This is a genomic window from Bacillus sp. Marseille-Q3570, assembly GCF_946151055.1.
In the GTDB taxonomy this organism is placed as follows: domain Bacteria; phylum Bacillota; class Bacilli; order Bacillales; family Fictibacillaceae; genus Pseudalkalibacillus.
Genome location: NZ_CAMGYZ010000002.1, coordinates 265902 through 284551, shown reverse-complemented (window position 1 = coordinate 284551; position 18650 = coordinate 265902). Strand labels below are relative to the sequence as shown.

The window sequence follows — 18650 nt, the reverse complement described above, 5'->3', positions numbered from 1 at the left end:
GTTGGGCTTTGTTCGTTTTTATTGTTGTCTTCTACGAACCTCAGGACACTCCTGCGGAAAAAGCGAGGCAAGGGAGAATTACCCAATTAGGACAAGCATCAATTTTTGTATATCCAAAAGTACGAAAATAGTGTAAAATTACACTATTAAATCGTATGTATTTTATAACTGTTTTTTTTGAAGACCACATAAATTATTAAGGAGAGGGGGAGCCGAGATGAACGAAAGAAAATGGTTGAAAAAAGAAGGTCCGAAATGGATGGAAAAAGGACTGATTGAAAAAGAACAGTTTGACGGCATCTTATCGTTATATGAAAAAAAGAACAACAATCTTCTGCCGATCTTAGCAAGTATTTTAATAGGCCTGGGCGTTCTTACTTTTGTAGCTTCCAATTGGGGGAACATGAGTGATTTGTTCAGGTTAGTCATTATTTGTGGGGCACTGATTGGTTTCCAGCTGAGTGGATACCGTCTCGTTGAAAAAGGATCCGAAACACTGGGAATTGCTCTCGTAGGAATCGGAGTGATTACTTTCGGAGCTGGAATATTTCTCACTGCCCAAATGTTCCATATCGTTTCATATACTTCAACAGCCTTTATATTATGGATGATGGTCGCTTTATTAACGTATGCAATGCTGCCGAACAGCTATATTTATCTCTTGTCTTTAGTGATCGGTGTTGCAGGCTTGATTTATAGTGCCATCTCTTTTCAAGGCTTCAGTTTTATATTAGCTTTCCTTATTCTGATTGTAGCAGGATACTTGACGTTTAAAGAGGACCATCCACTCTTTTATTATTTCTATTCAATCGCTTATTCAATTACAGGAATAACATTGTTAGTGGCATACGATTCAATCTATTTATGGATGACCATCATCTTCTTCATCCTTTATGGAATCAGTGAAGTGATTCCAAGTGAAAAGGCTCAGCTTGCATTCAGGAATTTGAGTATCATCGGTAGCTTAGCAGTTATCTTCATCCATGTCTTCTTTTTGGAAGAGCTTGTCCGTTATGAAGAGAATGTAATCGGAAGCGGAGCGTTATATTTTATCATGTTGTTCGTGCTCGGTGCTTTGATTGCATGGAATAAATTCCGTCAGAACAAACAGTCCAACTGGCTAGATCTCGCTTTATTTTTACCGTTGTTCTTAATTAGTGAAGTTGGAGACCTGCTTTATTTACTGCTTGCCTTCAGCTATTCCTTATTCATATTGATCCAGGGGTACCAATTGGAAGAATCGGAACGGATCAATCGAGGGACCTTTTTGTTCCTGATCAGTACTCTAGTCGCTTATATTCAACTGGCATGGGACTTTCTGCCGAAGTCGATGTTCTTCTTGGCTGGAGGGGTATTGCTCTTCATCCTAAGCTGGCTGCTTGAACGGAGAAGAAGAGAATGGGTGCACCAGGCAAAGGGAGGGCGATCATGATGAGGAAAAAATGGATCTATTTCTTGATCGTGCTTCAAGTGTTGATTCTGTCAGGCATTGCTGTATCACATTATTTGACGTTGAAAATCGGTGAACAGGTTGTACTTAAAACAGAACCGATCGATCCCCGCGATCTCTTTTATGGGGATTACGTGACATTGAATTACGAAATTTCAACTTTATCTCAGAATTTATTAGAAAATGAGGATATCGAACAGAGGGAAACGGTATATGTCGTCCTTCAGAAAGCAGGCGATGTTCATGAAGCGAAAAGTGTTCACCATAGTAAGCCTGATGTTACAAATGATGAAATTGTCTTAAAAGGTAAGGTCCGTTGGGTTGATGAATATTCTAATATTTTGACGGTTGATTATGGAATTGAACGATTTTATGTAGAAGAAGGCACTGGAAAGACTATTGAAGATGAGCGGCCTGATAAAATAGTCGTGCGGATTGCCCCGTGGGGAAATGTTGTAATAGAAGAACTTTTGTCGAATGATAGCTGATTTCATAATCGTTTTGGGGTTATGGAATTAAGTGTGTTATACTTGTCTTAACCCAGCGGGAAGGAGACAAATATTGTCAAAAATTAATGTGTTTTTAGACGATGTCCGTCCATGTCCCGAGAATTATATTTTAGCTTCAGACATTGAAGAATGTATTAAATTGTTGAAGGAAAAGGATATTCAACATCTTTCATTAGACCATGATTTAGAAAACAAGTATCGTAATGGATATATGCTTGTCGAGTATATGGTGAAACACAAATTATTCGCAGACACCATCACGGTTCATTCCGCTAATTCAGGTGCTGGGAAGCGAATGTTTCTGTTTTTGAAAGATGCACAAGAAGATTTTCTCATTCCAAGAGACGTAAAGATTATTTATAATCCATTACCGTTGAAAATAATAAATAGAGTTCATTAGCATTTGAATGATGATACTTCAGGCTGTCGGGGGAACTTCTCGGCAGCCTTTGTTGTTGTACCGGAAATTTGATGTCTCCTTTACAATGGAAGTGGAATCAGATAAAATGGAAGTAATAACCAACGAAAGGGTGTTTACTGCGAGATGATGAATCGATCTGTTGTGCTTTTAATTGTATTGGCTTGATGACGGGAGAAGTATGCCCATTTTTATAAAAAGCCATCACAAGACAACAGATCAACATCCTCGTATCCCCTTTACCGGCATAGAAGAATCGGAAAGACATTTTCCTGTCTTCATGATCAGGAAAAAGTAGCAGGGTGTTCGTTCACTCTGCTTTTTTATATTTGAAGGAAGTATAAATACTTCCTTCAATATAACGGCATCTGAGGCTCAGCCTGCGCTAAAGCTTGACTTTGCCAAGTTTTCTTTATTTCACTTAAAGAAAGGATGAGGCCTTGTTCTGCTGTCTTGTGTGATGGTCCAAACTACAAGGAAAGAAGGAACAATCGATGAGTATATTACATGTTAGTGGACTGACACATGGTTTTGGTGACCGGACTTTATTCAATCAAATCGAATTCAGGCTTTTGAAAGGTGAGCATGTCGGGCTTGTAGGCGCTAATGGTAGCGGGAAATCTACATTATTGAAACTGCTTATAGGAGAGTTAGTTCTTGATGGCGGCGATATTCACCGTCATCCAGGCATTGAAATCGGTTATCTAGAGCAGCATCCTGATTTTAAAAAAGGAGAAACCATCAAAACTTACTTGCAAGGTGCATTTGCTCATCTTTATGAACTAGAAAGTGAGATGGGGAGCATCACTGAACGACTATCAGACCCGAAGAATACCAAATTAGAAAAAGATCTCGATAGACTCGGGAAAATACAGGATACGTTGGATGCTCATCAGTTTTACACGATCGATGCAACAATAGAAGAAGTAGCAGCAGGCTTAGGGATTACAGCTCTAGGGATGACTACGGAGACGGAACAATTAAGCGGGGGGCAGCGGACCAAGTTGATGCTTGCGAAACTGTTATTGAGCCGACCCGATATCTTATTGATGGATGAACCTACGAACTACTTGGACGATGTTCATATCACCTGGCTTCAGAAATATTTATCGGATTACCCGAATGCGTTTATTTTGATCTCTCATGACACATCATTCATGAACGCAGTGGTGACGGTGATCCACCATTTGGAGCATAAAACGTTGACTCGATATGTGGGAGATTACAATGCTTTTACCGAAGCCTATGAATTACGGAAAAGACAAACGTATCAGGCTTTTGTGCGACAGCAAAGGGAAATCGACAAGCTGGAGGATTACATCCGCCGTAATAAAGCGAGGGCATCGACAGCCAAGCAGGCGAAAAGCCGTGAAAAAAAGCTGGAGAAAATTGAACGCATTGAAAAGCCGTCAAACTTACCTGTCCCACGTTTCAATTTTGATGTATGTCGTGAACCGAATCAAGAAGTGGTAATAGCGAACGAACTGCAGGTTGGTTATGAGAGACCATTGTTTAGCGGCATCGATTTGACGATCAAGAAGAATAGGAAGATTGCGATCACAGGATACAACGGAATCGGAAAATCAACAACAATCAAATCCTTACTAGGGATCATTGATCCGCTTGGAGGAGAAGTGAAGATTGGGAGCTTCGTGAGACCAGTTTATTTTGAGCAGGAAATCATGCTGCCTATTAAAGAATCTGCTCTTCAATATGTATGGTCCAGATTTCCGCTCATGCAAGAAAAGGATGTACGGAAACGTCTAGCGAGAAGCGGTTTGAAAAACGAACACATTTATCAGCCGATGAACACCCTGAGTGGAGGAGAGCAGACAAAGGTAAGACTTTGTGTGTTGATGATGCAGGAAAGTAACTTTCTTGTCCTGGATGAACCGACAAATCATCTAGATGTGCGGGCGAAAGAAGCTTTGAAGGAAGCGCTCAGGAAATACAAGGGTACCCTCCTGATCGTCTCCCACGAACCTGAATTTTACGAGGAGTGGGTCACAGATATCTGGAATGTTGAAGATTGGGTGGATTAAGCTAAGAAAGACTTCGGTTAACAGCCGAAGTCTTTTATTGATGGGAGCTTTATTGGGCTTCACTTTTGCGTTTGCTATTAGTTTTTACAAATATAGCTACGTGCATTTCCGTTTTGTAAGATGAAAAATGTCCAGGTCATGCGCGAGTTCCGTGTTCGTAAAAACGCGGACAGCACTTTCAAGTAACTCTTCCGATTGGTCATGGTATCTTGAACTGATATGGTTAAGGATCAGTCGTTTGGCATTCGCCTTTTTCGCAATGTCAGCGGCTTGTATCGTAGTCGAGTGATAGTAGTCGATCGCCTGATTCTCCATCCCCTCAGCAAACGTTGCCTCATGAATGAGCAGGTCAGCATTTCGAGCAAGCTGGACCGTTTTTTCAGATGGACGAGTATCACCGCAAACCGTAACGACTCTGCCTGGTTGTTCCTCACCGACAAAGTCTGTCCCGTTCAAGATCCGTCCATCTTCCAGGGTGACTCTCTTACCATCTTTCAGCTTTTTATAGATGGGTCCTGGTGGAACATCGAATTCCTTAAGCTTTTCAACAAGCAACTGACCAGGCTGTGAAGGTTCTGTCACTCGGATGCCGAAAGATGGGATCACATGCTCCAGTAACGATACTTCAATTTTATAACCGTCATCATTTTCAACATATCCATCTTCATATTCAACGAGCTCCAAAGGATATTTCAAGTAGGTCCTGCTCGTTTCCAATGCAGCAGTCACAAATTCTTGGATTCCAATCGGTCCGTACACTGTCAAAGGATTTTCTGCTCCCTGGAACGAGCGGCTCCCTAAAACTCCGGGAAGGCCGTAAAGGTGATCGCCATGCATATGTGTGATGAAGATTTTCGATATTTGCCATAGCTTCAAGTTCGTATGGAGTATCTGGTGTTGCGTAGATTCACCGCAATCGAACAACCATACATCCCCTTCACGATTTGTCATGAAACGCAGAGCAAGTGACGAAACGTTCCTGCCTTTAGAAGGAACACCTGCCCCTGTTCCGAGAAAATGAAATTCCATACTATTCATCCTTTCACTGATAGTATATACCATCCATTCTCCATCCTAAAACGAATAACACACTTCAGTCCTAAGACTGATGTGAAACCAACCTCTTGCCTGTTTTATGGAAATACCTTGATCGATTAAACTTTAGATAACGTTAAACAAGGAGCGATCAGATATGTTCATAAAAGAAAGAACGATGAAAACACAGACCATTAATCGGAAAAATGAAACAGAATTGGATGTAAAGTTGCAATTAGGGACTGGAAAACTTGATCTGCACGATGGAACAATGGAAATCATGGAGGGGAGGTTTACGGTCTACGGGGAATCTCCTGAACCCGAAATTGTATATGATATTTCTGAAAGTGGTATCGGAAAACTTGTCGTACCTCAGAAATCTATAACCACATGGAGTATGGAAAAGGCTAAACAAGAGTGGGAAATCGCATTGAATGGAGATCTGCCTCTCGCACTGAAAGTAGAGCTGGGTGCAGGAAAGTCGAAGCTAGGCCTTTCTAAGTTGAATTTAATGGATTTACATATTGAATCGGGGGTAGGGGAAACAGAAATCGACCTGACAGGAGAATGGAAAAATAGTTTCAGAGTCAAAATTGACGCAGGTGTCGGGAAAATGAAAATCCGTGTGCCGAAACATACAGGTATGAAGGTTGATGTTGATAAAGGGATTGGAAAAGTCAAAGCAGATCATTTCATTGTTGTCGGAGACAGTTATCAAAACCAATCGTATGAAACGGCTGAGGTGAAGATTGACATTGACCTGGATGTCGGAGTAGGAGAAGTGATCCTGGAACAAGCTTAAAGTTAACCCGGAACCAGGAACGAGGGTGAGACTCTGTATGCGTAATGGTAAAAAAATAAAGTCAATGGCAAAAAGACCCACAGAATTAATTGGGTCTTTTTACTGATGACACCATTCTTTGTTTCAAAATAATGAAGTGAAACAGCATTTAGTTACCATTTAATGTAATTACGGAAGGCACTTATTACCATAATCCATTTCTTATTTTTTCAAATATATACAAAAATATGTCTATTTTCCCCTTTTTCTTTATTATTAAACATAATATTTACAATTTTTCGTCAAATTGATACTATTACTACAAAAGTATTAGAATATTATATTTTAATAGTTTAGGGGAGGGCATTATCAGGTGAAAAAGAAGAAGATAGCATCCACGGCACTAGCAGTCATGATGGGGATCAGTACGCTTACATACGGTGCATTTTCATCACCTCAGCACGCAGAAGCAGAGCATATCAAAGAAAGCGTTTCAAAGTCTTATGCGGGAGCACCGATCGATCTCGGGATTGCGAATGATGAGAGATTGATAGAAATGCTGAAAGAAGGCGGAAAGATTTCAAAGAATGCGACACCTGCAGAAGCAGAAAAGGCATTAAATAAGTATTTGAAAGAAAGAGCAGCGAATGGAAAACATTCGCATGAGGGAGATTTGCAAGAAGAAATAAAGGAATCAAAAGAAAGACTACAGGAACAAATGAAAGAAAATGGCCTGGTTTCTGGTAAAGGGAAAAAGAAGGGCCAGACTAAAGGGAATACTGTCGATGGCGTTACAGAGGAAGCATGGAATGGCGGAACACGTACAGACAAAGTACTTGCTTTGCTGATCGAATATCCAGATTACCCAGCTTCTAATATTGCAGCTGGCGATACGGATATGTACTATGAAGATTATGTGAAAGAGCATTATACAGATATGCTGTTCAGCGACGATGGCTATGTAGGACCGAATGGCGAAAACCTCGTATCCGTCAAGCAATTCTATGAAGAGCAATCAGGCGGAAGCTACTCAATCGAAGGGGAAGTAGCAGGATGGTACAAAGCGAAGAATCCAGCAGCGTACTACGGTGGGAATAATGCTAGCGATAATGATTCCAATCCGCGTGCTTTAGTAAGAGAAGCACTTTTGGCAGCTGCTGCGGATCCAGACCTTGATTTAAGCCAATATGATCAAGAAGACCGTTATGACCTTGATGGCGACGGAAACTACCGTGAGCCAGATGGTTTGATCGACCACCTGATGATCGTCCATTCTTCTGTCGGTGAAGAAGCAGGCGGCGGCGGCCTTGGTGCAGATGCAGTCTGGTCACATCGTTGGTCCCTTGGCGGAGTATTCCCGATCACTGGATCCCCTGAACCAGAAGTGGATTATTGGGGAGTAGGCACAATGTATGCTTTCGATTACACCATTGAGCCTGCAGACGGTGCAGCTGGGGTTTTCGCACATGAATATGGACATGACCTAGGATTACCGGATGAATACGACACAATCTATTCTGGTGCTGGAGAAGCCGTCGCTTATTGGTCAATCATGTCAAGCGGAAGCTGGGCTGGAGACATACCTGGTACTGAACCTACAGGATTCAGCGCATGGTCGAAAGAATTCTTGCATTCTTCAATGCCTGGAAGCAATTGGTTGACCGGTACAACGATTCATGCGGATGATGTAACAAGCAAAGGAACTGAAGTGTTACTTGATGAAGCTGTAACAAAAGGTACGAACAATGATGCAGTACGTATCGACCTTCCAGATAAAGAAACTGTGGTAAACACACCTGCAAGCGGTGACTATGAGTACTATGGTGGAACAGGAGATGAAATCGACCATACGATGGTGACAGAGGTCGATCTTACGAATACAACGAACGCAACATTAGACTACGATGTGTGGTATAACATCGAATCGAATTGGGACTTTGGAATGGTCCAAGTATCAACTGATAATGGTGCTACATGGAAGTCTTTATCAACACCAAACACTTCCTCTGATATTGTTTCAGATGGATACCCGGCAATCAAAGAAAATATGCCTGGCTATACTGGATCAAGTAATGGATGGATTCACGAAACAATCGATTTAAGTGAATACGCTGGACAAACGATCCAATTACAATACCGTTACATGACTGACTGGGGTTCGACTCTTGACGGAATGTATGTAGATAATGTCAATGTAACTGCGGACGGTAGTGAGGTTGTATCTGACGGAGCTGAATCAGAATCAGATGCAGCATTTGATCTACACGGATTCAAGCGGGATACTGGTAAATTCACCTCAGAACACTACTATCTCCTTGAATGGAGATCCCATAACGGTGTTGATGAAGGACTCTCACATATCCGTCGTGGAAACAGCCTGATGAATTATGATGCTGGACTTCTTGTATGGTATGTGGATGATTCGTATGACAACAACTGGACAGGTGTCCATCCTGGTGAAGGATTCCTTGGGGTAGTAGACGCTGACCAAATTGTAAACCGTTGGAGCGATGGTGCACTAGGATCGACTCGATATCAAATGCATGATGCAGCATTCGGTTTAGGCAAATCTGAGAAGATGTTCCTTGATTACAGTGATACGTTAGGTATTACGATGAAGGATAATGCAACTGAAAGAACACCGCTCTTTGATGATTCAAAGAAATATATGACTCCAGTACTTCCAGACGCAGGACGTAACGTCCCTACATACGGATTGAAATTCCGTGTGCTAGCTGAGAGTGGAGATGGAACAGTCGGAAAAGTGAAAATCTATAAATAAGGGTTATAAAGACAGCCAGTCTTGAAATCAATTCAAGACTGGCTTTTTTACGTATAAGGAAAACTCATGGGTTAAGATGATTTTTTGGGTCAGTTGGATTTTCCGTTAACAGTCTCCCAAAACAGCTTTATCAAGAAGTCTTTAAAAGTCCCTTCCTTTTTTCTCCTAATCTGGTATGATAGGAAAATATTACAAACGTGAAAGGAAGTGAGAGAGGCTATGATAATTCCAAACAAACTCCAGGCTGGCGATGAGGTGAGGGTGGTTGCCCCTTCTACCAGCATGAGTATCAACCAGGAGGAAAACGCACGTCATTCCATTGAGAGATTAGAAGAAATGGGGCTGCGCGTCACGTTAGGAAAGCATGTCAATGAATCCGATGAATTCACATCTTCAAGTATCCAATCGCGTGTAGCGGATCTCCACGATGCTTTCCAGGATGCAAATGTGAAAGCGATCCTGACATTCCTTGGTGGTTATAATGTGAACCAAATACTCCGTTATCTGGATTATGATTTGATCCGTAACAATCCGAAAATTCTTTGTGGTTACTCGGATATAACTGCACTAGGTACGGCAATCTATACCAAATCCGATCTAGTCACCTATTCAGGTCCGCATTTTTCGACATTCGGTATGAAAAAAGGTCTGGAGTACACCGAAGATCAATTCAAAAAATGTTTGTTTACAGAAGAGCCGTTTGAAATATATCCGGCAGATTATTGGAGTGACGATCCGTGGTTCAGAGATCAGGAGAACCGTACATTCAATGAGCAAGGTCCATTTGATGTGCTGCAGGAGGGTGAAGCGGAAGGGACGATCATTGGCGGAAACCTTTGTACGTTGAATCTATTGCAGGGAACGGAGTACATGCCTCCTTTAAAAGATAAAATTCTTTTCATAGAAGATGATTATTTGACTGAGGATTTGATTTTCGATCGTGATCTACAGTCATTGCTGCATTTACCTGATGCGGATAAAATCAAAGCTCTCGTCATTGGCAGGTTCCAGCCTCAATCTGATATTTCGGATGAAACACTGCGTCTGATCATCGGACGTAAAGCTGAATTGAAGGGCATCCCGATCATTTCGAATGTGAACTTCGGTCATACTCAGCCTACTTCAATTTTTCCTATTGGTGGGAAAGCTAGAATCATAGCAAACGGCCAAGAGTCTAAAATCGAAATACTGGAGCACTGATCGATGGATATTCGTATTTTTGCAAGTATGCCTGATGAAAAAACACTTGATCAATTATGTGCGTTACACAATCTGGTGTTCAGCTCGACAAATGGCTTTTACGATGAACTGCAATCAAAGCATCGTCCCTGCATTTTGGCGGTTTATGACAAGGAAACAGCTATCGGGTATAAAATCGGGTACGAACGGAAGACGAACCATTTTTACAGCTGGTTAGGAGGAATCCATCCTGATCATAGAGGTAAAGGTGTAGGGGAGGAACTTCTCATCTGTCAACATGACTGGTGTCGGAAGAACGGATATAAGTCAATCCGGACACATACGAAGAATCAGTGGCGGAGCATGCTGATTCTGAATATCAAAAACGGATTTGATGTGATTGGTACGTTTACGGATGGGAAAGGTGAACCGAAAATCATCCTGGAAAAACAGTTGTAAGAAAAGCTGGGGCTGATATATGAACAGCCCCAGCTTTTTTAAATGTAAGTTGAAAAATCAGGCTGCGATCTGAAATGAAAGTTGAAACAAACCTTTAACGGACACCAGCGCTTATTTGCCTGAATTAGCCGGAAAAGTATGCCCATTTAGCTAAATAGCGTCTCTCATGTCCGCTAAATTGCAAAAATATCCTATTTTGTGCCGAATAACGTCTCGTGTGTCCGTTAGAGTGGAGCCTCTATCAGAATCAGTAAAAACCTTCTCTGTATTCGGAGGTTTTACTTCTGAAGATCGTCCAACTGATACACGGCCGAAGGGATAAATAAAGCTCAGCATGCGCCAAAGGATTGGCTTTGCCAAGTTTTCTTCACATATTCGCTTTTTTAACGGTGAAGTCTTCTTCTGGATAATAGGCGTTTTTTACAAGGATGTTAGGTCCGAGGCATTGTACGGCTGGGCAGTGGCAATTGACGGTTTGAGCCAACCTGCTTTTCATCCAACGATCATAAATATCCTGTAAGCGATCTTTCTGAATATTTCCGAGGGGAGGTGCATCACCAAAATCAGTGACGATGACACTTCCGTCGAAAATGTTGACATTCAGACGGGAGCGTCCATCCGGATCATTCCTGACAGTCACATTCTTCTCATTGTATAGCCGTTTCAACAGAATCAAGTCCTCTTCCTTATCACTGCACGCGTAAAAAGGGAGGGTTCCGAACAGCATCCACGTGTATCGATCGCGAGAATCCAGCAAACGATGGATACCTTCCCTGATCTCAGGGAGCGATGCCGCCTCTAAACCGCTTGCGAAATCACTAGGGTACATAGGATGGACTTCGTGCCGCTGACAGCCCATGTCAACGATCTGTTCATGAATCGCTTCGAGATGGGGTAAAGTCCGTTTGTTCAGCATTGTTTCCGCAGAGACAACCACCCCTTCACTTGTGAGAGCTTTCGCGTTTTCCACCATCAGATGGAAGTACTTCTCCCGTTGAGCATCAGTAGGCTTTTTCTCCATCATTGCAAATCCAATTTCGTTAAAATCCTCAATAGATCCATAGTTATGAGATATATGTAGAACATCTAAATAAGGTGTAATCAGTTCATATCGATTCAAATCAAGCGTGAGGTTCGAATTGATCTGGGTCCTGACGCCTCTTTCATACGCATAACGGAGTAATGGAACGACATGGTTTCTAACGGATTTCATGGAGAGCATCGGTTCGCCGCCCGTAATGCTGATCGAACGAAGGTGAGGGATTTCTTCAAGGCGACGTATCATCAAATCGACTGGAAGTGCATCGGGGTCTTTCGGTTGTAATGTATAGCCTACGGCGCAATGTTCACAACGCATGTTGCAGATCGTGGTCGTCGTGAATTCTATATTGCTCAATACCATCTGCCCGTGTTCAGTGACATCCAGATAAGCTTCCCACGGATCATTTTCGGGTGTGATTTTTGGTGAATGTGTTTCTTTTATCATGAAAAGAACTCCTTTGGTGACGTAATTCTCTACACACTATACCATGAAATGGCGGTTGCGCAATATTCTCATAATTTCTTTGTCATGACAATGCTGTTTTTTTCGTAACCGACTTTTTTGTATAGCGCAATGGCTCCAGTATTTTGACCGAATACGTGAAGTCCGACTTTATTTGCTCCTAGATCCTTCGCTTTATTATGTAGTTCATCTAATGTTTGAGTTCCATAACCCTTCCCGCGCTTACCGGGATCCATCCAAATTTCATAGATGAAGACCTGGCGATCCTGTTCCTTGTAGTTATACCAGATCACCCCGACCTTTTCATTTGTCTCGTCATCCACGACATGGAAGAGATATTGATTTTCCGTATTTAATCCATCCTTTAATAACTCATCGAATTGTTTCGTTGCATTTTCAGTTGCCTTCTCGATCGGCATATCGTAATTCTTGCTCATGTTGTCGATATACTCATTGAGCGAACGGTCGCGAAAGACTTGGAACTCCTGATCTGTCATCTGTTGAAATCGAATCATGGCGTAACCCCCTTTTTTACCATGTTACCATATAATGTGAATTCGAGAGTGGCTCCTGAAGCGTCTTATTCGTGTAACACGGTTGAATTGTGCAATAATAATGATAAAAGGAGGAGGATATAGAATGAAAGCGATCGTACATACGAATCCAAAAGGCATGGAAGGTTTGAAGGTACAGTCATTCGAGTCTCCCGTTTTAAAAGATGACGAGGTGAAAGTCCAGTTGAAAGCTGCTGGATTGAACCATCGGGATCTGTTCGTCCTACATCGACATGGAGAAGATGAAGGACCATTTGTCGTAGGGTCAGATGGAGCAGGAATCGTAACGGAAACCGCTGCTGGTGTGACAGGAATTTCCGTAGGAGATGAAGTTGTCATAAACCCTGGGCTTGGCTGGCAGAAAAATTCAGCAGCTCCACCAGAGGGGTTCGGCATTCTAGGCTATCCTTCGAATGGGACGTTTGCCGAAGAAGTTGCAGTTCCAGCAAACCAGGTAGAGCCTAAGCCTGGACATCTGAGCTGGGAAGAAGCGGGGGTATTGCCGCTAGCTGCCTTAACGGCTTACCGTGCGCTCTTTACAAGAGGAAATCTCCAGGAAGGAGACCATCTCTTGCTTCCAGGAGTCGGAAGTGGTGTCATCACGTTCATTTTACAATATGCTAAAGCCGTCGGGGTGAAAGTCACTGTCACTTCCAGAAGCGAAGAAAAGCGGAACCAGGCTTTAACACTGGGGGCTGATCGTGCCATAGACAGTGAGTCAGACTGGAATGAAGCGATGAATGGTGAAAAAGCAGATCTGGTGATTGAAAGTGTAGGTGCTGCCACGTTCCAGAAGTCGCTTGATCAAGTGAAACCGGGTGGTACCGTTGTCACATTTGGGGCTTCGGCTGGAGACGAGATAACGATCAACATCCGCAATTTCTTTTACGGTCAATATAATTTACTAGGGTCTACAATGGGAAGCCATGAAGAATTCAAAGAAATGCTGTCTTTTATCGAAAAATACAATATCAAACCTGTAATGGATCGAACATTTTCATTAGATGAGGCACACGAAGCATTCAAAAGATTGGAAGATGCGAAACAGTTCGGAAAAATAGGTTTCACAATTTGAACATGAAAAAAGGATTGAACAAGGCCAACCAACAGCCACGTTCAATCCTTTCTTTCTTTTTGGCTCTATTCAGGAAAACAGCCTTCTTTTTAACCCGTATCCTATGAAAGCTGATTCCAGAATGAAAGGGCAACAAAGATAAAAGCAAGGACAGCGATAGTTCCAGCAAGTAACGGACGAAAGAGATCCATGAAAGTGTTCATATGTAATCTACCCCTTTAAAAAGTTTATTTGTCTATATAGACGAATAAACTGCGAACAGGTTTCAGATTTATTACGAATATTACACAAATGTTACGAAAGAACTAGAATCTCTTTTAAATACTAGTCAAAAAAAACTATAAAATTTTTAGTTTTTTAAGTTTAAAAAGTTATGGACGGGGTATCCTTATACTAACAACCTTTTATCCCCCTAACCCCTAAACCCTAAGAGAAAACCTCTTCCGAAATCGGAGGAGGTTTTTTCGTGCTTCACCAAGGTTTTTGTGTTTTGCAGATAAATCAGAATTCCAAACACTCTTGTATTTTTGGACTATTCTAGAATTAATGGATATATAGACTATTTTGATCGCATTTCCTCAATTAAGAGGGAAAGCTTTTCATTCAACTCATGATCACTTGCTTGCTTCTGTTTCATGAATTTGATGAAAGTGACCAACGCATAAATACATAACCCGAATAGACCGACTATGAAAATAATATAAAGCAGACCAAAAATACTTGTAACAAGTGTCATCAATTATCTTCCTCCTAAAGTAGTTGCTTATAACAGAAATTACCATATTTAATGCTGAAAAAAGATGAACAGCAAGGTGCTCATCGTTTCGCATTTATACATATTTTGTCATGACACGAAGCATCAAGACGGAAGATAATGAGATCAGAACACCTAAGATGATCCAGGCATAGATCCCGATCAACTGTGCCAGGAGAGCTGCCAGGAAAATCATCACTCCGATGGCCATCACATACAGCCCAGCCGCTTTTGCCAATCCTTTTTTATCCGCGATTGAACTTTCATCATAATGTTTGATGAGGAATATGGATTTTTTTAACCAAAATCCGGCTCCTAACAGGAACAAGCTGCCCCCAATTAAAAAAACCGCAACGAGTTGTTTTGTAACCATTCTTTGACCACCCTTTAACGTTATCTGTTTACTACTTTACATAAGGAAATGCGTGGTGTAAACGATTTTCCAAAACAAAACGATCTGTGGGTTATCAACCTGAAGGAAAGGGTATGAAAGGTATAAAGGAGGTGTCGGGTGATGTGGATGATGGTTCTGATTCCGCTTTTAATTGTCCTGTTTGTTGCTATCTATTATGAGTATACGAACAAAAAGAAAGCTGATCTCCATTTGAACTCACGTGAACACCAGGAACGACCATCTCAAGCAAAAATGGATGAAACACAACATCGTCATTCAGGCGGGGAAGGAAGTGAACCTCCGCCAACATAGTCAATATGAAATAGATTTTTAGCCAAACACTCACATTCACAACCTTGACGGTTGAACGTTGTGAGCCGTTTGGCTTTTCGTTTGCCGCCATCTATTTTATACTGATATACATATTTTCCCTACGAAATACTTTGTATTTTGATAAACTAAAGTGAGATACGTGGTACAAGGGGTGTTGTATTGAAATGGACCAAACAGGGCTTGTGTTAGAAGGTGGAGGCATGCGCGGTGTTTATACTGCTGGTGTCTTGGAATATTTTATGGAACAGGATTTCTATCTTCCATATGTGATCGGTGTATCTGCCGGTGCCTGTAATGCTGCTTCTTATCTGTCCCGCCAATATGGGCGTAATAAGAAGGTTACGATCGGTTTTTCCAAGCATCCTGAATATATTTCATTGAAAAATCTATGGAAGAAACGCCAGTTATTCGGTATGGATCTGATTTTTGATGAAATCCCGAATAAGCTTGTACCGTTCGACTACGACAAATTCCATGAGGCGAAGGAACGATTCGTCATCGGAACGACAGATTGTATGACGGGAGAACCTGTATATTTTGAGAAATCGGAATACAAGGATCAAATTTTACCGATCCTGCGAGCATCAAGCTCATTGCCATTCATGGCACCGGTCATCGAAATGGAGAAACGCTGCTTGATGGATGGAGGGATATCGGACCCGATCCCGATCCGAAAATCAGAACGGGACGGAAACATGAAGAATATATTGATCCTTACACGGAATGATGGTTATATTAAACAGCAATCAAGAATGAACTGGTTGACAAGGAAGTTCTATCCGACATATGAAGGGCTCGTCAACAAAATGGAGAAAAGATTTCAAGTCTACAATGAAACGATGGCTTATATAAAAGAGAAAGAAAAGGCTGGTGATGTTTATGTCATCCGTCCGACTGATCCACTGAAAGTGAGCCGGATCGAAAGGAATCCAGTCAAACTGACGGCGCTTTATGATCAGGGGTATCAAGATGCCGCCAAACACTTCAATGCATTGAAAGAATGGGTCGGTACAAGAGATCAAACGTTGGAAGTAACAAGTTGCCCCCATAAATAATTTTTGAAAATAATGTTTAATTCGTCGAAATAAGGGTATGGGAATATGTTAAACATTTTATCGAGGGGGTTGGAAATGAATATCCTAGCACTAGCCGAAAAAATTTTAGCCGAAAAAGAAGTCATAGCCGAGAAGACCCGCACGATTTTTTCTGAACAAACAGGACATCATTTGAACGAACAAGTGACCAATGATCACGTTTTGCTCGCAGAGTTTGTTGCAAATGGATTAACAGCCGAAGATACAACAAAGACAGATGCATTGATGACAGAATGGGCAGAGAAATCCAGTGTGAATTCACTTCATGAAAACAAACCATTTGAACATTCATTTGAACGTTTTCAGATTTTTAAAGATCAGATTTGGACCATCATTGAAAACCAATTGGTTGGAGAATCGTTTACTAGTAAAGAACTATTCCATATCTTTCGTAAGGTAGAGCTTATTATTGATAAAGCTGGATTTGAGTATGTCCGGGCATTGGTCAAAAACTTCGAAACCAAGATGAATGATTTCAAAAAGACGATGAGGAAGGACAAGCAACTGATAGCAGACTTATCTGTACCAATCATTCCATCAATTGTGCCTAACACCATTTTGGTACCGATTGTCGGAATGCTTACGAATGAACGTTTTGAAATATTGAGGCAGAAGTTATTGAACAACGTTCCTGATCAAAATGCTGAGTCGATTGTTTGTGACTTTACAGGAGCAGTCATCCCGGAAAACGGAGAGTTCCAAATGGATGATCTTGCTCATCAGATTGAACAGATTACGAAGGCGTTATCCTTGATGGGTGTAGAAATCATTTATGTCGGTTTTTCCTCAAGACTCGTACAAGAAATCGTACGATCCGGCGTCACGATTGATGCTGAAACATTTTCGACGTTCAGAACAGGCTTGAAATATCTTGCGAATCAAAAGAAATGGCAACTTGACGAACAGCATTTAGATGAGATTGAAGAGGACGAAATTGAAAAAACAGAAGAAACACGACCCCACGCACCAACAACAACTTGAACAATATATCTTGTAAAGCCTCCTGATAGTAAGGAGGTTTTTATTTTTTCATTGAGACTCCAGCGGGAACCGCCTTTGAGAACGTTGATTTTTTAAAAAGTAAGTATGAACGAAAATTTGTTCAATACCCATTCATTGACATCATGAGAGGAATTGATAAAAATAGAGTTAGTACATAATAGGAGGAAACATAATGGCTAAGAAAAAGAAATCCGTATACAAGCCACCTAAAAGTAGCAATAAAGGATTCATCATCGTTATTGCCAGTATCTTCGTAATAGTAGCTGCCCTGTTGATTATCATCAGTAATCAGGAAGGAAAGCAGCCAGAGACCGGAAGCGATGGAAATAATCAAGAAATTGATGTCACCTATGAAGGGCAGCCCACTGTTGGGGAAGAGGATGCTCCAGTCAAGATCGTCGAGTTCTTCGATTTCAAATGCCCACACTGTGCAGAGTTCGCAGAACAGGTGTATCCGCAAATCAAAGCAGATTACCTTGATACAGGAAAAGCACAAATGGTATTCATCAATAAACCGTTCATGGGAGCCGATTCCTTTACTGCAGCTTTAGTTGGGGAAGCCGTATTTGCTCAAAAGCCGGATGCGTACATGCAGTATTACGACCTTGTTCTTGAAAATCAGGGCGATCCAAACGAGGCATGGGCAAGTGAGGAATTTCTCGTTGGTTTGGTTGAAAAGAATATGGAAGACATCGATATCGAACAGTTGAAGACGGATATGGAAGACCAGGATATCCGTGAAAAAGTGGAACAGGATCGTCAAGAGAGCAGTGCAGTTGAAAGTACTCCGACTATCCTCGTGAATGGAAAAATGGTCGATCTAGATTACGAAAATGGAATAAAGCCAGCGATTGAAGCGGCTTTGGAAGAAGCAAATGAGTAACAAGCGAGTCGGGATCGCGTGGATCATTTCTTTGATAGCATTTCTCGGGAGCCTCTATTTTAGTGAAATAGCTGGCTTCGTCCCATGTGAATTTTGCTGGTATCAAAGGATTTTGATGTATCCTTCAGCGATCATCCTCGGAATCGGTTGGTACATTGAGGACATGAAACTTCCATATTATGTCCTCCCATTCAGTGTCATCGGTGTAGGGGTATCAACCTTCCATTACCTGCATCAAAAAACTGAATGGTTTACCCAGGCTGTTGTTTGTACACAGGGCGTCCCTTGCTCTGGAATGTATATCAACTGGCTTGGATTCATCACGATCCCGTTCCTTGCGCTGATTGCTTTCTTATCGATATCAGTCATCATGATCACAATGCTGAAAAAGAATTAATTTAG

The 18650-nt window shown here is 41.6% G+C and carries 19 protein-coding genes; 14 read left to right on the top strand and 5 right to left on the bottom strand.

The window, feature by feature from the left end; all coding sequences use genetic code 11:
* Nucleotides 1-217: 217 nt before the first annotated feature.
* The 4 genes from N8M93_RS04690 (at nt 218) to N8M93_RS04675 (ending at nt 4419) form a co-directional block, all read left to right on the top strand.
* Nucleotides 218-1432: a DUF2157 domain-containing protein gene (locus tag N8M93_RS04690; RefSeq protein WP_261130023.1), complete on the top strand. Its 1215-nt coding sequence runs from the start codon at nt 218-220 to the stop codon at nt 1430-1432.
* Entirely contained in the window at nt 1429-1938 is a 510-nt protein-coding gene (locus tag N8M93_RS04685; RefSeq protein ID WP_261130022.1) for a GDYXXLXY domain-containing protein, read from the top strand. Before N8M93_RS04690 ends, N8M93_RS04685 begins: the two co-directional genes overlap by 4 nt.
* Nucleotides 1939-2011: 73 nt before the next feature.
* A complete protein-coding gene (locus N8M93_RS04680) occupies nt 2012-2359 on the top strand; it encodes a cyclic-phosphate processing receiver domain-containing protein (protein ID WP_261130020.1) in 348 nt (115 codons plus the stop codon).
* A 512-nt stretch (nt 2360-2871) separates the two neighbouring features.
* Nucleotides 2872-4419, top strand: a complete 1548-nt coding sequence (locus N8M93_RS04675; RefSeq protein WP_261130018.1) for an ABC-F family ATP-binding cassette domain-containing protein — start codon at nt 2872-2874, stop codon at nt 4417-4419.
* 96 nt (nt 4420-4515) lie between these two features.
* On the opposite strand, the gene rnz is transcribed toward N8M93_RS04675, so the two are convergent.
* A complete protein-coding gene (rnz, locus tag N8M93_RS04670; RefSeq protein WP_261130017.1) occupies nt 4516-5448 on the bottom strand; it encodes a ribonuclease Z in 933 nt (310 codons plus the stop codon).
* 163 nt (nt 5449-5611) lie between these two features.
* Between rnz and N8M93_RS04665 the strand changes: the two genes are divergently transcribed.
* From N8M93_RS04665 to N8M93_RS04650, 4 genes are all read left to right on the top strand, one after another.
* Nucleotides 5612-6256 carry a toast rack family protein gene (locus N8M93_RS04665; protein ID WP_261130016.1) on the top strand — a complete coding sequence of 215 codons (645 nt, stop codon included), beginning with the start codon at nt 5612-5614 and terminating at the stop codon, nt 6254-6256.
* Nucleotides 6257-6608: 352 nt separating this feature from the next.
* Nucleotides 6609-9017, top strand: coding sequence for an immune inhibitor A (locus N8M93_RS04660; RefSeq protein ID WP_261130015.1), 2409 nt, complete (start codon nt 6609-6611; stop codon nt 9015-9017).
* Between the two features lie 222 nt (nt 9018-9239).
* The gene (locus tag N8M93_RS04655; RefSeq protein WP_261130281.1) at nt 9240-10217 is read left to right on the top strand and encodes a S66 peptidase family protein; all 978 of its coding nucleotides are present in this window, start codon (nt 9240-9242) and stop codon (nt 10215-10217) included.
* Between the two features lie 3 nt (nt 10218-10220).
* The gene (locus N8M93_RS04650; protein ID WP_261130014.1) at nt 10221-10655 is read left to right on the top strand and encodes a GNAT family N-acetyltransferase; all 435 of its coding nucleotides are present in this window, start codon (nt 10221-10223) and stop codon (nt 10653-10655) included.
* Nucleotides 10656-11022: 367 nt separating this feature from the next.
* Here N8M93_RS04650 and yfkAB read toward each other — a convergent pair whose 3' ends face one another.
* A complete protein-coding gene (yfkAB, locus tag N8M93_RS04645) occupies nt 11023-12141 on the bottom strand; it encodes a radical SAM/CxCxxxxC motif protein YfkAB (protein WP_261130013.1) in 1119 nt (372 codons plus the stop codon).
* Between the two features lie 68 nt (nt 12142-12209).
* Entirely contained in the window at nt 12210-12674 is a 465-nt protein-coding gene (locus N8M93_RS04640; RefSeq protein ID WP_261130012.1) for an N-acetyltransferase, read from the bottom strand.
* 124 nt (nt 12675-12798) lie between these two features.
* Here N8M93_RS04640 and N8M93_RS04635 point away from each other — a divergent pair, with 124 nt between their 5' ends.
* A complete protein-coding gene (locus N8M93_RS04635; RefSeq protein WP_261130011.1) occupies nt 12799-13788 on the top strand; it encodes a zinc-binding dehydrogenase in 990 nt (329 codons plus the stop codon).
* A gap of 559 nt (nt 13789-14347) precedes the next feature.
* On the opposite strand, the gene N8M93_RS04630 is transcribed toward N8M93_RS04635, so the two are convergent.
* Both N8M93_RS04630 and N8M93_RS04625 read right to left on the bottom strand, forming a co-directional pair.
* Nucleotides 14348-14524, bottom strand: a complete 177-nt coding sequence (locus tag N8M93_RS04630) for a DUF4083 family protein (protein ID WP_261130010.1) — start codon at nt 14522-14524, stop codon at nt 14348-14350.
* Nucleotides 14525-14618: 94 nt separating this feature from the next.
* A complete protein-coding gene (locus N8M93_RS04625) occupies nt 14619-14915 on the bottom strand; it encodes a DUF3784 domain-containing protein (RefSeq protein ID WP_261130009.1) in 297 nt (98 codons plus the stop codon).
* Between the two features lie 141 nt (nt 14916-15056).
* Between N8M93_RS04625 and N8M93_RS04620 the strand changes: the two genes are divergently transcribed.
* From N8M93_RS04620 to N8M93_RS04600, 5 genes are all read left to right on the top strand, one after another.
* On the top strand, nt 15057-15248 hold the full coding sequence (locus N8M93_RS04620) for a hypothetical protein (RefSeq protein WP_261130008.1): 192 nt from the start codon (nt 15057-15059) through the stop codon (nt 15246-15248).
* A 185-nt stretch (nt 15249-15433) separates the two neighbouring features.
* On the top strand, nt 15434-16324 hold the full coding sequence (locus N8M93_RS04615) for a patatin family protein (protein ID WP_261130007.1): 891 nt from the start codon (nt 15434-15436) through the stop codon (nt 16322-16324).
* A gap of 75 nt (nt 16325-16399) precedes the next feature.
* The gene (locus N8M93_RS04610; protein ID WP_261130005.1) at nt 16400-17344 is read left to right on the top strand and encodes an STAS domain-containing protein; all 945 of its coding nucleotides are present in this window, start codon (nt 16400-16402) and stop codon (nt 17342-17344) included.
* Between the two features lie 193 nt (nt 17345-17537).
* Entirely contained in the window at nt 17538-18248 is a 711-nt protein-coding gene (locus tag N8M93_RS04605; protein WP_261130003.1) for a DsbA family protein, read from the top strand.
* Nucleotides 18241-18645, top strand: coding sequence for a disulfide oxidoreductase (locus tag N8M93_RS04600; protein WP_261130002.1), 405 nt, complete (start codon nt 18241-18243; stop codon nt 18643-18645). Before N8M93_RS04605 ends, N8M93_RS04600 begins: the two co-directional genes overlap by 8 nt.
* The last annotated feature ends 5 nt before the right edge of the window (nt 18646-18650 follow it).

Bases quoted from the DNA above. Each gene is read 5' to 3' on its own strand.
- N8M93_RS04690 (WP_261130023.1), top strand. From the start codon at position 218: ATGAACGAAAGAAAATGGTTGAAAAAAGAAGGTCCGAAATGGATGGAA.
- N8M93_RS04630 (WP_261130010.1), bottom strand. From the start codon at position 14,524: ATGACACTTGTTACAAGTATTTTTGGTCTGCTTTATATTATTTTCATA.
- N8M93_RS04675 (WP_261130018.1), top strand. From the start codon at position 2,872: ATGAGTATATTACATGTTAGTGGACTGACACATGGTTTTGGTGACCGG.
- rnz (WP_261130017.1), bottom strand. From the start codon at position 5,448: ATGGAATTTCATTTTCTCGGAACAGGGGCAGGTGTTCCTTCTAAAGGC.
- N8M93_RS04635 (WP_261130011.1), top strand. From the start codon at position 12,799: ATGAAAGCGATCGTACATACGAATCCAAAAGGCATGGAAGGTTTGAAG.
- N8M93_RS04600 (WP_261130002.1), top strand. From the start codon at position 18,241: ATGAGTAACAAGCGAGTCGGGATCGCGTGGATCATTTCTTTGATAGCA.
- N8M93_RS04615 (WP_261130007.1), top strand. From the start codon at position 15,434: ATGGACCAAACAGGGCTTGTGTTAGAAGGTGGAGGCATGCGCGGTGTT.
- N8M93_RS04605 (WP_261130003.1), top strand. From the start codon at position 17,538: ATGGCTAAGAAAAAGAAATCCGTATACAAGCCACCTAAAAGTAGCAAT.
- N8M93_RS04665 (WP_261130016.1), top strand. From the start codon at position 5,612: ATGTTCATAAAAGAAAGAACGATGAAAACACAGACCATTAATCGGAAA.
- N8M93_RS04620 (WP_261130008.1), top strand. From the start codon at position 15,057: ATGTGGATGATGGTTCTGATTCCGCTTTTAATTGTCCTGTTTGTTGCT.
- N8M93_RS04685 (WP_261130022.1), top strand. From the start codon at position 1,429: ATGATGAGGAAAAAATGGATCTATTTCTTGATCGTGCTTCAAGTGTTG.
- N8M93_RS04625 (WP_261130009.1), bottom strand. From the start codon at position 14,915: ATGGTTACAAAACAACTCGTTGCGGTTTTTTTAATTGGGGGCAGCTTG.
- N8M93_RS04650 (WP_261130014.1), top strand. From the start codon at position 10,221: ATGGATATTCGTATTTTTGCAAGTATGCCTGATGAAAAAACACTTGAT.
- yfkAB (WP_261130013.1), bottom strand. From the start codon at position 12,141: ATGATAAAAGAAACACATTCACCAAAAATCACACCCGAAAATGATCCG.
- N8M93_RS04640 (WP_261130012.1), bottom strand. From the start codon at position 12,674: ATGATTCGATTTCAACAGATGACAGATCAGGAGTTCCAAGTCTTTCGC.
- N8M93_RS04610 (WP_261130005.1), top strand. From the start codon at position 16,400: ATGAATATCCTAGCACTAGCCGAAAAAATTTTAGCCGAAAAAGAAGTC.